This window comes from Kitasatospora sp. NPDC085464, assembly GCF_044541955.1.
Lineage (GTDB): Bacteria > Actinomycetota > Actinomycetes > Streptomycetales > Streptomycetaceae > Kitasatospora.
Window position 1 is genome coordinate 128288 of sequence record NZ_JBITTM010000026.1, and the last position, 12244, is coordinate 140531.

Annotated in this window: 10 protein-coding genes, 5 tRNA genes and 2 pseudogenes; 11 read left to right on the plus strand and 6 right to left on the minus strand. The window is 72.6% G+C overall.

The window, feature by feature from the left end; translation table 11 throughout:
- The first annotated feature begins 48 nt into the window (after window positions 1–48).
- Both ACIGG8_RS23515 and ACIGG8_RS23520 read left to right on the plus strand, forming a co-directional pair.
- Window positions 49–462, plus strand: a complete 414-nt coding sequence (locus ACIGG8_RS23515; RefSeq protein ID WP_030056266.1) for an SsgA family sporulation/cell division regulator — start codon at window positions 49–51, stop codon at window positions 460–462.
- A 429-nt stretch (window positions 463–891) separates the two neighbouring features.
- Window positions 892–1461: a CGNR zinc finger domain-containing protein gene (locus tag ACIGG8_RS23520; protein WP_396550466.1), complete on the plus strand. Its 570-nt coding sequence runs from the start codon at window positions 892–894 to the stop codon at window positions 1459–1461.
- A 61-nt stretch (window positions 1462–1522) separates the two neighbouring features.
- Here ACIGG8_RS23520 and ACIGG8_RS23525 read toward each other — a convergent pair whose 3' ends face one another.
- The gene (locus tag ACIGG8_RS23525; RefSeq protein ID WP_396550468.1) at window positions 1523–1978 is read right to left on the minus strand and encodes a hypothetical protein; all 456 of its coding nucleotides are present in this window, start codon (window positions 1976–1978) and stop codon (window positions 1523–1525) included.
- Window positions 1979–2088: 110 nt separating this feature from the next.
- Here ACIGG8_RS23525 and ACIGG8_RS23530 point away from each other — a divergent pair, with 110 nt between their 5' ends.
- A complete protein-coding gene (locus ACIGG8_RS23530; protein ID WP_396550470.1) occupies window positions 2089–2589 on the plus strand; it encodes a DsbA family protein in 501 nt (166 codons plus the stop codon).
- 7 nt (window positions 2590–2596) lie between these two features.
- Here the strand turns inward: ACIGG8_RS23530 and ACIGG8_RS23535 are convergent, their stop codons facing one another.
- The 3 genes from ACIGG8_RS23535 to ACIGG8_RS23545 form a co-directional block, all read right to left on the minus strand.
- Window positions 2597–3442, minus strand: a complete 846-nt coding sequence (locus tag ACIGG8_RS23535; protein WP_396550472.1) for a GNAT family N-acetyltransferase — start codon at window positions 3440–3442, stop codon at window positions 2597–2599.
- 80 nt (window positions 3443–3522) lie between these two features.
- Window positions 3523–4353 carry an aminotransferase class IV gene (locus ACIGG8_RS23540; RefSeq protein ID WP_396550474.1) on the minus strand — a complete coding sequence of 277 codons (831 nt, stop codon included), beginning with the start codon at window positions 4351–4353 and terminating at the stop codon, window positions 3523–3525.
- Between the two features lie 33 nt (window positions 4354–4386).
- The gene (locus ACIGG8_RS23545; protein ID WP_396550476.1) at window positions 4387–5448 is read right to left on the minus strand and encodes a chorismate-binding protein; all 1062 of its coding nucleotides are present in this window, start codon (window positions 5446–5448) and stop codon (window positions 4387–4389) included.
- A 351-nt stretch (window positions 5449–5799) separates the two neighbouring features.
- Here ACIGG8_RS23545 and ACIGG8_RS23550 point away from each other — a divergent pair.
- From ACIGG8_RS23550 to ACIGG8_RS23570, 5 genes are all read left to right on the plus strand, one after another.
- A tRNA-Gly gene (locus tag ACIGG8_RS23550) sits at window positions 5800–5872 on the plus strand.
- A 40-nt stretch (window positions 5873–5912) separates the two neighbouring features.
- Window positions 5913–5986, plus strand: a tRNA-Cys gene (locus ACIGG8_RS23555).
- A 34-nt stretch (window positions 5987–6020) separates the two neighbouring features.
- Window positions 6021–6092: transfer RNA gene (locus tag ACIGG8_RS23560), tRNA-Val, on the plus strand.
- Window positions 6093–6136: 44 nt separating this feature from the next.
- Window positions 6137–6208: transfer RNA gene (locus ACIGG8_RS23565), tRNA-Val, on the plus strand.
- A 41-nt stretch (window positions 6209–6249) separates the two neighbouring features.
- Window positions 6250–6321 (plus strand) — tRNA-Val (locus ACIGG8_RS23570).
- Between the two features lie 311 nt (window positions 6322–6632).
- On the opposite strand, the gene ACIGG8_RS23575 is transcribed toward ACIGG8_RS23570, so the two are convergent.
- Window positions 6633–6836, minus strand: a complete 204-nt coding sequence (locus ACIGG8_RS23575) for a hypothetical protein (protein WP_350521290.1) — start codon at window positions 6834–6836, stop codon at window positions 6633–6635.
- 407 nt (window positions 6837–7243) lie between these two features.
- Here ACIGG8_RS23575 and ACIGG8_RS23580 point away from each other — a divergent pair.
- Window positions 7244–8596: pseudogene (locus ACIGG8_RS23580) on the plus strand (protein kinase); the annotation flags it as partial.
- Between the two features lie 642 nt (window positions 8597–9238).
- Here the strand turns inward: ACIGG8_RS23580 and ACIGG8_RS23585 are convergent.
- Window positions 9239–9652, minus strand: a pseudogene (locus ACIGG8_RS23585) (TrmH family RNA methyltransferase); the annotation flags it as partial.
- Between the two features lie 50 nt (window positions 9653–9702).
- On the opposite strand from ACIGG8_RS23585, the gene ACIGG8_RS23590 reads away from it, so the two are divergent.
- Window positions 9703–11172: a recombinase family protein gene (locus ACIGG8_RS23590; protein WP_396550486.1), complete on the plus strand. Its 1470-nt coding sequence runs from the start codon at window positions 9703–9705 to the stop codon at window positions 11170–11172.
- A 263-nt stretch (window positions 11173–11435) separates the two neighbouring features.
- A partial coding sequence (gene istA / locus ACIGG8_RS23595) for an IS21 family transposase (protein ID WP_396550478.1) occupies window positions 11436–12244 on the plus strand: 809 nt, incomplete at its 3' end.

A 12244-nucleotide genomic window follows, 5' to 3' on the forward strand; every position in this document is an offset into this window, starting at 1 on the left:
CGACGTGCGATTCCCCGAGCGCACACTGAGCGAAAGGCCATGGCGCTTATGAACACCACGGTCAGCTGCGAGCTGCACCTGCGCCTCATCGTGTCCAGCGAGTCCTCACTGCCCGTCCCCGCGGGCCTGCGCTACGACACCGCCGACCCCTACGCCGTGCACGCCACGTTCCACACGGGCGCCGACGAGACCGTGGAGTGGGTGTTCGCCCGAGATCTCCTCGCGGAGGGGCTGCACCGACCCACCGGTACCGGCGACGTCCGGGTGTGGCCGTCGCGCAGTCACGGGCAAGGGGTGGTCTGCATCGCGCTGAGCTCTCCGGAAGGAGAAGCCCTGCTGGAGGCCCCGGCCCGGGCGCTTGAGTCGTTCCTCAAGCGGACGGACGCCGCGGTGCCGCCCGGCACCGAACACCGTCACTTCGACCTCGACCGGGAGCTGTCCCACATCCTCGCCGAAAGCTGACCCCGACCGGAGGAGGTCACGCCCCGCCGTCGGCGGGGTCGATCCCCCTGCCGTCATCGCAGCCGTCCTACTCGGGGGCACGGCAGCGCACTCAGCCGCGCACGACGCGGTCTCGGGGCCGGTGGACGGCCCGTTCCCACCGGAGCGGGCCCGCAGCACCGCAGGCGCCCGGCACCGAGGCCGGCCACCCCGTTCGGGTGGCCGGCCTCGGTGCCGGGCGTCGACGTCTTCCCGGGGCCGCACGCGGACACGGGCTTCGAACGTCCGCCCGGGGTCCGGATCGGCGGGCGACGCCCGGTTTCGGACGCTCTGACGGGATCCGTACACACCTTCGAAAGAAGGCGCCGCCCTTCTGGCACAAGGCCCGGTATGGTCTGGGGTAACCGTGGACGCGGGGTATCGGAGTCCCCTGCGCGAGGAGCCCCCAACGTGCTGATCACCCATGACACCGAGTGCGCGCTGAGCATCCTCGTGGAGCTGCTCAACACCGCACCCGAGGTGTGCGGCGCCGAGCGGCTGCCGGACGTCGCCGCGCTCGACGCCTTCGTGGTCCGCCAGGAGATCAGCGAGATCGACTCGCTGACCGAGGACGACCTGCGCCGGGTGCACGAGCTGCGGACCCGGCTGCGCGAGGTGTTCGCGACGGAGTCCACCGCGGAGGCCGCCGACCTGGTCAACGCCATCGTCGCGGCCGCCGGGACGACGCCCCGGCTGACCGACCACGACGGCCACGACTGGCACATCCACTACTTCGCGCCGCACGCCGCGCTCGGCGACCACCTGGCGGCCGAGCTGGGCATGGCGCTGGCCTTCATCCTCATGGCCGGCGAGCGCGAGCGGCTGCGCCGGTGCGAGGCGCCGGACTGCGCCCGGGTCTTCGTGGACCTCTCCCGGAACCGCTCCCGGCGCTACTGCGACAGCCGCACCTGCGGCAACCGGCTGCACGTCGCCGCCTACCGGGCCCGGCAGCGCTCGGCCGAGGCCGTCCCCTCGTCCTGATCCACGGGCCCGTGCGACGCCGCGGGACTCCCCGTACGGGCCCCGTGTCCGGCTCCGGCGGTCAGATGCCGCGCTTGCGGAGGATCTCCTCGATGTCGGCGAAGTCGCCGAGGCCGTCGTCGCGCTTGCCCCCGGCCGGCTTCTTCGGCGCCCTGGGGGCCGGTGCCACCGCCGGACGCTCGGGCGCCGGTCCGGCGGCCGCGGGGCGCTCCTGCGGCGCCTCGACGGCGCCCCGGCGGCCCACCCAGCGGGTGGTGACCAGCAGGACCGCGGAGACGGCGAGCAGCACGATGCCGGTCCACACCCGGGGATCGAAGACCAGCTTCGCCGCCCAGTCGGTGAACGCCCGGCCGATCGTGCTCGCCAGCGGGAACAGCCCGGTCAGGTACAGCCCGGCGGGCACCAGGGCGACCGCGAACCAGCGGGTCGCGGACAGGAAGCGCCGCCCGCAGGCCCGCAGGCCCGCGACGGCCACGCCGCCCGCCGTGAGCATGAAGCTGATCGCCGCGCTCAGCACGGGGCCACCCCTTCGCGTCCGATCGTCCTGGTCATCGGTGCCTCCCTGTCGGTCCGCCCTCGGGCGCACCACCGGCCGGGGCGGGCGCCCACTAGTGGAACACTGGGGGAATGATCGATGGTTCCCTCCCCCGCCTTGAGTTCTGGTGCGACCTCCAGTGCCCGGACTGCCGCACCGCGCTGGACGACGTACGGGCGCTGCGCGCGCAGTACGGCGACGCCCTGCCCGTGGAGCTGCGGCACTTCCCGCTGGAGAAGCACAAGCAGGCCTACGCGGCCGCCGAGGCGGCCGAGGAGGCGTTCGCGCAGGGGCTGGGCTGGCCGTTCGTGGAGGCGCTGCTGGCCCGGGTCGAGGAGTTGGACGCGCGGGGGCAGCAGGTGCTGCTGGACGTCGCCCGCGAGGTCGGGGCGGACGTCGAGGAGGTCGACACCGCGCTGGTCGACGGTCGGCACATGCTGACCGTCGACGCCGACCAGGCCGAGGGGAAGGCGATCGGGGTCACGGGCACGCCGACGTACGTGATCGGCGGCCGGCGCCTGGACGGCGGGCAGAGCCAGGACGGGCTGCGCGAGCGGATCGTGGCCGTCATCGAGGCGGCGCACGCTTCCTGACGGCACGTCAGAGCGCTTTGCCGTAGAGGCGTTCGGTGACGCCGTAGCCGAGCGAGTCGTAGAGCCGGACGGCGACCTCGTTGTCGGCGAAGACGTTGAGCCCGAGGTTGCGCACCCCGGCGGCGAGGCACTCCCGCTCGGCGAGCAGCATCAGGCTGCGGCCGTGACCGCGGCCCCGGTGGGCCGGGGACACCTCGACGACCATCACCCAGGCCAGCGGTTCGCCGTCCGGCAGGTCGCGCAGGTGGAGCGCCACCCAGATCGAGCCGTACGGCTCCGGGCCGCCGTCGGCGCCGTGGAGGCTGCGCAGGACGGCGCCCGGGGTCTCGACGCCCTGCGGGAGCAGGTTCGGCCGGGCGTCGCCGGACTTGGCGCGGGCCTGCTCCTCGGTGAGGCCGGAGGCCACGAGTGCGCGGGCGAAGCGCTCCGCTCCCCCGTCGAGCCAGCCCGGGAGCACGGCGGCCTCGATCGGGCGCACGGTCAGCCCGGCGGGCAGGGCGGGGGCTGCGTCGAGGTGCTTGGTCAGGGTCCGCATCCGCTCGGTGTAGCCGAGGGTGGCGGCGAGGGCCCGCGCCACGGCCGCCGGTTCGGGGATCCTGACGTCCACCCGGACGCAGTCCCAGTGGCGCAGCACCTCCTCGGCGGCCAGCCCGCCGAACGTCCCACGGCCCCGGCCGCGCCCTTCGGTGACCTCCAACTCCGATATCTCGCCCCAGAGTCGGCCGCCGTGCGGAGTGGCGGTGGTGCGCAGCGCGCCGACCGGGTGGCCGTTCGCCAGGATCCGCCAGCGTCTGGTGCGGCCGCCGGCCGCGGTGGGTGTCTCCGGGCCCTCGGGGCGCAGCGTGGTGGTCATGTGGTGGTCCCTTCCCCTTGCTCGGAAGGTTATCCACGGGGGCCGTCCACGCGGCCGGGTTCGGCGGCCCGGAGGCGGGATCAGGGGTCGAGGTCGTCGCCGCTGCGCTCGGCGAAGACGGACATGGCCTTGGCGGTGACGGGGCCGATGCCGGGCAGTTCGCGGTCGTCGACGCGGGTGACGGCCTGGACGTCGCGGGTGGTGGAGGTCAGGAAGACCTCCTCGGCGTCCTGGAGGGCGTCGAGCGGGAGGTCCGCCTCCTCCGCGCCGCACCAGTCGACGACGAGCCGCCGGGTGATGCCGGCCAGGCAGCCGGAGGCGAGGGCGGGCGTGAGCAGGCGGCCGCCGATGACCACGAAGACGTTGGAGCCGGTGCCCTCGCAGAGTCGGCCGGCGGTGTTGGCGAACAGGGCCTCGGAGGCGCCGACGCGGTGGGCGGCGGCCAGGGCGACGACGTTCTCCGCGTACGAGGTGGTCTTGAGGCCGGCGACGGCGCTGTGCTCGTTGCGGCGCCAGGGGACGACGGCGACGGCGGTCTCATCGGGGCGGCGGTTGATGGCACCGAGGGCGACGACGAGGCTCGGGCCGGTGGTGCCGCGCTCGGAGCCGAGCGGGGCCTGGCCGCCGGTGTAGGTCACCCGCAGGCGGCCGAGCGGCGCGGGGTTGGCGGCGAGCACCTGGGCGCAGGCCTCGCGGACCAGGTCGTGGTCGGGGTCGGGCAGGCCGAGGCCGCGGGCGGAGCGGGTGAGCCGGTCGAGGTGGCGGGTGACCGCGAAGGCCCTGCCGTCGACGGTCTTCAGGGTCTCGAAGACGCCGTCGCCGGTGGTGAGGCCGTGGTCGAAGACGGAGACGGTGGCGTCGGCGGAGTCGACGAGGGTGCCGTTGACCCAGCTCGTGGTGCGGTTGTGCATCGAGGGCTGCTCCTCAGCGGTGGGCGGTGTGGCTCATGCCCCGGTCGGATCGGGTTCGCTTCCCGACGCTATCGCGACCAGGCGGGCGGCCTTGAGTTCGGTTTCCGCCCACTCGCGGTCGGGGTCGGAGCCCCAGGTGATGCCGGCGCCGGTGCCGAAGTGCAGGACCGGGGTGCCGGGGTCGGTCCGGTCGAGCCAGAAGGTGCGGATGCCGACGGCGAGTTCGCCCTCGCCGCGGTCGGCGTCGACCCAGCCGACGGCGCCGCAGTACGGGCCGCGCGGAGCGGTCTCCAGGGACTCGATGATCCGCAGGGCGCTGGACTTGGGGGCGCCGGTGACGGAGCCGGGCGGGAAGGTGGCGGCGAGGAGTTCGGGCCAGCCGGCGTCCTCGCGCAGCGTGCCCTCGACGGTCGAGACCAGGTGGACCAGGCCGGGGTGCTTCTCGACGGCGCAGAGGTCGGGGACGGTGACGCTGCCGGTGTCGCAGACGCGGCCGAGGTCGTTGCGGACCAGGTCCACGATCATCACGTTCTCGGCGTGGTCCTTGTCGAGCAGGTCGTCCTCGGTGCGGCCGGTGCCCTTGATCGGGCCGGAGGAGACGGTGCGGCCGGTGCGGCGCAGGTAGAGCTCGGGCGAGGCCGTGGCGATCTCGACCCCGTGCTCGGGCAGCCGGATGGTGCCGGCGTAGGGGGCGGGGTTGCCGTGGGCGAGGAGGCCGGTGAGGGCGTCGATGTCGCTGAGGTCCGGGTCGGGCAGCGGCGCGGACATCACCCGGCAGAGGTTGGCCTGGTAGACCTCGCCGGCGGCGATGTGCTCGCGGATGCGGCGCACGCCCGCGGTGTAGGCGGTGCGGTCCAGCGAGCTGTGCCAGCTGCCGGCGTCCGGGCCGCGCCAGCCGGCGCCGGAGGGCGGGGCGGGGGCGGGCAGGACCCGGTCGAAGCGGGCGCAGGTGAGCCGCCCCTCGAAGTCGTAGGCGACGGCCCAGTAGCCGGCGGAGTCGAGGGCGGCCGGGTCCGAGGTGACGTCGCGCAGTCCGGTGGCCAGGCGGCCGCCGAAGCGGGCGAGCGGGGTGCTGGGGTCGGGGTGGCCGGACACGGTTCTCCTGCGCGGTGTGCTGGGCGGCGGTGTCTGAAGTGTAGGTCGGGGGGCGCGCAGCCGACCCTGGTGCGCCCCCTGTGCGACGGGGCGCGCGAGCCGGGGCTCGTGCTGCTTTCGAGCAGCTCCGGGCGTCGCGCGGGTGTGCGTCGGGTGGCCTGCGGATGATCGTCCGGGAGCACCGCAGGTGGCGGCCGGTCGGCGCCGGCACGGGCTGACGGGACGGCACTCGGCGGGCACGCCCTCGGCACGCTGCGAGAACGGATTTTTAGCTGGCCCGGGAATCCGCTAGAGTTCAACACGTCGCCAGGGAGCGCAGCCGGGAAGAACGGCGAAGGTCCTGGGAGACAGGCGGACGTGGCTCAGTTGGTAGAGCATCACCTTGCCAAGGTGAGGGTCGCGAGTTCGAATCTCGTCGTCCGCTCGATGGAGAACAGTGTAAGATCGTTCTTCATGTGTTGCCTGGTGGAGTGGCCGAGAGGCGAGGCAACGGCCTGCAAAGCCGTGTACACGGGTTCAAATCCCGTCTCCACCTCCAAGAGGATCTCCCGGTTCCACCGGGAGCCCTCCCCGCGCGATTAGCTCAGCGGGAGAGCACTACCTTGACACGGTAGGGGTCACTGGTTCAATCCCAGTATCGCGCACAGTAACGGGCCCTTCGAGGCCTGCTGCACCACTGCCTCACCAGGCGCGATTAGCTCAGCGGGAGAGCACTACCTTGACACGGTAGGGGTCACTGGTTCAATCCCAGTATCGCGCACGTCGGATCCTCCGGGGTCTGCTGCAGGACCGCCTCACCAGGCGCGATTAGCTCAGCGGGAGAGCACTACCTTGACACGGTAGGGGTCACTGGTTCAATCCCAGTATCGCGCACAGTAACGGCCGGAGCCGCGATCCACCAGGGTCGCGGCTCCGGCCTTCTGCATTGTCCATCTGATCTTCGGTTGCTCCGCGGCACTTCGGTTGCTCCGCGGCTCTTCGACGGTGGCGGGACAAGAGAAGAGCCGCGTACGGACGCCCTCACCGACGTCCGTACGCGGCATCTCCGCCTGCCGGGGCGCTCTGCGCACCGCTCTCGCCCGTCCGCGAGTCACAGCGGCCGCGGCCTCCCCGGCGGCACCGCTCCCCGTCCCCAGGGGACCGGTGCCCGTTCTGTGTCCGCCCCCTACGGGGCGGCGTCCTTCTCAGCGGCCGATCAGATCGGCGACGGCCTGGGCCTGGTTCGCCATCTGGTCCCACCCGCCGAAGAGCAGCACCAGGAGCACGGCGCACGGCAGGGCCATGGCCAGTGCCACCGCAGGGTGCCGGGTGGGCTGCTCGGTGGCGGACCGGGACTGGACGAAGGCCGGCCGACGGCGGCGGGGGTTTCCCGTGAGCTGCGGTGCCATGCCCTTGCTCCTGATCCGGTCGAGTTGGCGCGGTGAACGGCTTACCTCGGGGGACGAGCTTCCCGTCCACCGCTGGGCTCAACGCTATTGGTCAGGGGGCCCTCCGGACGTCATGCCGTCGTACTGTTCCTCGGACGTCCCGGAGGATGACGCTCGGACTTGAGGCCTACTACCGCAGGGGGAGGGAAGGTTGACCCGACCCCCGGGGGAACCCTGAGGGGCAACCCCGAGAGGCGATCCGGCACCCCTGTGACCTGCACGTCCACGCAAGATCAGACAATCGCACGGCGGCTTGAGGTGTTGCGTATCAGCACACCGCAGCAGGCAGTCCGTAAGCTGTGCCAGACAGGAACTGACGATGGCCCAACCGACGGGGCCTCACCCACAGGCTGACGGGGAACGGAAACATGGCGATGATGCGGCTGAGGCGTGAGGACCCCCGCATCGTCGGGCCGTACCGCCTGCACCGGCGACTGGGCGCCGGCGGGATGGGTGTGGTCTACCTCGGCTCCGACCGCCGCGGGCAGCGCGTCGCCCTCAAGCTGATCCGCGCCGAACTCGCCGAGGACCTGGAGTTCCGCACCCGCTTCGCCCGCGAGATCGCCGCCGCCTCCCGCATCCGGGGCGGCTGCACCGCCCGCGTGGTCGGCTCCGACATCGAAGCCGACCGGCCGTGGCTGGCCACCGCGTACGTGCCCGGGCCCTCGCTGTACAAGCGGGTCGGCGACGAGGGCCCGCTGAACTGGCCCGAGGCCGCCCGGATCGGGGCCGCGCTCGCCGACGGGCTGGTCAAGGTGCACGAGGCCGGCGTGGTCCACCGGGACCTCAAGCCCTCCAACATCCTGCTCTCGCCGAAGGGCCCGCGGATCATCGACTTCGGCATCGCGTGGTCGCGCGGCGCCAGCACGCTCACCCACGTCGGCACGGCGGTCGGCTCCCCCGGCTTCCTCGCGCCCGAGCAGGTACGCGGAGCCGCCGTCACACCGGCCACCGACGTCTTCGCCTTCGGGGCCACCCTCGCGTACGCGCTCACCGGGGACACCCCGTTCGGCTCGGGAGCCTCCTCCGAGGTGATGCTGTACCGGGTCGTCCACGAGGAGCCCGACCTGTCGGCCGTACCGCCGCAGCTCGCGCCGCTGATCCGCGCCTGCCTGGCCAAGGAGCCCGCCGAACGGCCCGGCGCGGCCGCGCTGCACGAGCGGCTCAGCGAGCTGGCCGCGCGCGGAACGGCCGCCGCGGCGGCCGGCGGCGCAGCCCGCACGGCCCGGCCCGGGCGGGGGGCACCCGCGCCCGCCCCGCAGGACGGCGCCAGGCAGGGCGTCCCGGCTCCCGGGCGCTCGCCCGAACCGCCCGCCGCCGCCCGGGCCCGGGCGGCGGCGGGCCGTCCCGGTGCGCAGGCTTCCGGGGCCGGCGGGCGGCGGTCGCCGGGGGCCGGCGCACCGCTCCCCCGGCCCGAGCCGACACCCGTGACCCGCCCGCTGCGCGCGGACCGCCCACAGACTCCGCCCCCGTACCGTCCCGGCCCCCGCGACCGGGCCCGGCCCCGGGACCGGCAGCACACCCCCGCCCCCGGCGGGCGGCCCGGCACGGCGCGGCAGCGGCTGCTGCGACAGCGGCTGGTGGTCTTCGTCACGGTGACCCTCGGGGTGGCGCTGGCCATCGCGGCGGCGCAGGGGTGCGAGGACCGCGGCAACCAGGGCCTGAAGCCGCCGGCCGGGGCGGTCGCGAGCGCGGCTGCCGGTGCGGGCGGCGGTGGCGGCGGTGGCGGGTTGCTTTCGGTGCCGGGGTCGTCGGTGGACGTCGTCCCGCAAGCCTCGACCGCACCGCTCCCGGCCGCAGCGCGCGGCGGCACGGCGGACGGCGCCCTGACCGCCCCGCAGGGGCCGGTACCCGCGGTCGACTGGCCGAACCGCAGCTACCCCGACGGGGTCGGCGGGCCGGCCGTCGCGCTGAAGGACGGCCACTCGGTCGGGGCCGGGCCGCAGGTCGCGCTGAGCGCGGTGCTGCCGGCCCGGTACAAGGGCGTGCCGGCCGCGGTCGTGGTCCTGCGGCGGGCGGAGGGCTCGGCGCCGGTCGACCTCGTCCAGCTCTACACCTTCGCCGGGGACAACCCGGTCGCCACCACCTCCCGCTCCTCGGCAGCGGACCCGCAGGCGGCGGCCACCTGGCGGCTGGACGGCAGCACGGTCGTCCGCGAGGAGCGCGTCGCCGCCACCGGAGCGGTCACCTCCACCCGCTACACCGTCCGCGCCGACGGCACCCTCGACGAGTCCTGGCCCGGCGCCCCCGTCCCACCCCCCGCCGCCGCCCCCGCCCCACCCACGGCCGCCACAACGGGCTGACCGGACCCGGGCGGAGCACCGGAAGTCGGATCCGCCGACTTCCGGTGACTTTGCGGGGGGTCAGGTGGTGGGGGTGGTGACGGCGTAGAAGGCCACGGCTGCGGCGGCGCCCACGTTGAGGGAGTCGATGCCGTGGGCCATGGGGATGCGGACCGGGTGGTCGGCAGCGGCGATGGCGTGGGGGGTGAGGCCGTCGCCCTCGGCGCCGAGCATGAGGGCGGCCTTGGGGAGGCGGTGCGGGGTGAGGCCCGCGAGGTCGACGGCGTCGTCCGCAGGGGTGAGGGCGAGGAGGGTGAAGCCGGCGTCGCGCACCGTGTCGAGGGCGGCCGGCCAGGGGTCGAGGCGGACGTACGGGACGGCGAAGACGGCACCCATCGAGACCTTGACGGCGCGCCGGTACAGCGGGTCGGCGCAGTCGGGCGAGAGCAGGACGGCGTCCATGCCGAGGGCTGCGGCGCTGCGGAAGATGGCGCCGCCTATCTTTGCTTTGGGTCTACAATCGATTGATCGAGATTGGGGCCACTGTGGGAATACCTGCAACCTTCCAAGGGAAGCGCGCGGTCATCTACGCGCGCGTATCCCTCGATGCCACAGGCGAAGGGCGATCCGTCGAGCGTCAGCTCGAAGCCTGTCGGCAGCTCTGTCAGTTGCGTGGGTGGACCGTCGTGGACGAGCGGATCGACAACTCGATCTCGGCTTCCACAGGCAAGGAGCGGCCTGCGTGGAAGTCGGTGCTTGCCATGGTGGAAGCCCGCGAGGTGGACCTCATCGTCGCCTGGCACATCGACCGCATGACTCGCTCGATGCTCGACTTGGAGGAGCTGATCCTCCTTGCAGAAGGCGCGGGCGTCGGTGTGGCCACGGCCTCGGGCGACTTGGACCTGACGACCGACGTCGGTCGCATGGTGGCCCGCATCCTGGCGGCGGTCGCGCGCGCCGAGGTCGAGCGGAAGGGCGCCCGCCAGAAACTGGCGAACGCCGCCCGTGCGGCCGAGGGTGAAGTGCACTTCGGCGGCGTCCGGCCCTTCGGCTACGAGAACGACCGCATCACAGTTGTCCCCGAGGAGGCCAAGGCCATTCGCAAGGCGGCGGTCGATGTGCTCGCAGGAAAGTCGCTCGCGCAGGTCGCCCGTGACTGGGCCACTGCCGGCCTCGTCTCCTCTCGTGCCGATGTCGGATGGGAGAAGGGGCAGCGCAAGCCAAAGGCCGGGTGGTCTTCGCGGGGCGTCCGAAGCGTCCTGATCAACCCTCGCTATGCGGGCATCCGGGTATACAACGGCGACGAGGTGAGTACCGGCAAGTGGGAAAAGATCCTCGACCTGGAGACATACCTCTCGCTCGTCCAGTTGCTCGTGAACCCGGATCGCAAGAGGGGAACGAACGCTGGGCGAAGTGGCCGCAAGGCTCAGTCCCTCATGACCGGCATCGCACGGTGCCAAACCTGTAATGAGACGGTTCGGGCTGCCGCCAGTCGTGGCACGCTGACGTACTCGTGCCGCATGTCCCATGTCCACTCGGACCGCGCGTACGTCGATGCCCGCACGCACGGCGACATGATCGAGCGACTCGCTCGACCTGATGCGCTGGCCCTTCTGGCTCCCTCCGGGAACGACCGTACGGACGCGGCGAAGGCCGAGATCGACAGGCAACACTCCAAGCTGGACCAGCTCGCGAAGCTTCTCGCAGCAGACCTGATGACAGTCGAGCAATTCACCACGGCGACGGCGGCGGCGCGCGAGAAGCTGAAGAAGGCCGAGAAGGTCCTTACTCGGTCCGGGGCGGACGCCTTGCTTGTCGGCCTCGACGTAGGTACGCCGAAGGTCGAGGAGCAGTGGAAGGATCTTCCCCTTGAGCGGCAGCGGAAGCTGGTTGAGGCTCTGCTTGAGGTGACGCTCGTCCCGCGTGGTCGGAAGCGCCGCGATCCGATGCCGCTGGAACAGCAGGTGATCATCGAAGACCGGCGGCCCGCGCTGGCGGGGACAACAGCTCCATAGGGAAAGAGGCAAACGCGTTCATGCCCCCCGCTCTCCTGATACGAGAACGGGGGGCATGCGTCACGCTGCACGTCCCTGGTTCTGGAACGAAGGCGCAAAGAGGGTCCGGATCAGGCGTGTCTGTTCGGCCGTCAAAGGGGGCGGAGGATTGGCCGTCCGGTCTCGCCGACGGGTGAAAACTGACCGCTGAACGGCGGACCAACGGTGACCCACCTCGCGATCGTCTGATCATCCTGATCTTCATTGAGGGTCAGGAGGAGAGGGTGATTTCCGTGGAGGACTGGGCTGAGATCCGTCGGCTGCACCGGGCCGAGCAGATGCCGATCCGGGCGATCGCCCGGCATCTGGGCATCTCGAAGAACACGGTGAAGCGGGCTCTTGCCACCGACCGGGCGCCGGTCTACCAGCGTCCGCTGAAGGGCTCGGCGGTCGACGCGGTCGAACCCGCGATCCGCGAGCTGCTCAAGCAGACCCCGACCATGCCCGCCACTGTCATCGCCGAGCGGATCGGCTGGGAGCGCGGGATGACGATCCTCAAGGAACGCGTGCGCGAGCTGCGGCCGGCCTATCTGCCGGTCGATCCGGTCTCGCGGACGGTCTACCAGCCCGGCGAGCTCGCCCAGTGCGACCTGTGGTTCCCGCCGGTGGACATCCCGCTCGGCTACGGCCAGTCGGGCCGGCCGCCGGTGCTGGTCATCGTCTCCGGATACTCGCGGGTGATCACCGCCCGGATGCTGCCCTCGCGGCAGACCGGCGATCTGATCGACGGTCACTGGCGCCTGCTGGCCGACGGCTGGGGAGCGGTTCCGAAGATGCTGGTCTGGGATAACGAGACCGGCGTCGGCAAAGGCAGGCTGACCAGCGAGTTCGCCGCGTTCGCGGGCCTGCTCGCCATCAAGGTCCATCTCTGCCGGCCACGCGACCCCGAAGCGAAAGGCCTGGTCGAGCGGGCCAACGGCTACCTGGAGACCAGCTTCCTGCCCGGCCGCACCTTCACCGGCCCCGACGACTTCAACAACCAGCTCACCGCCTGGCTGCAGATCGCCAACCGGCGCCAGCACCGCTCGATCGG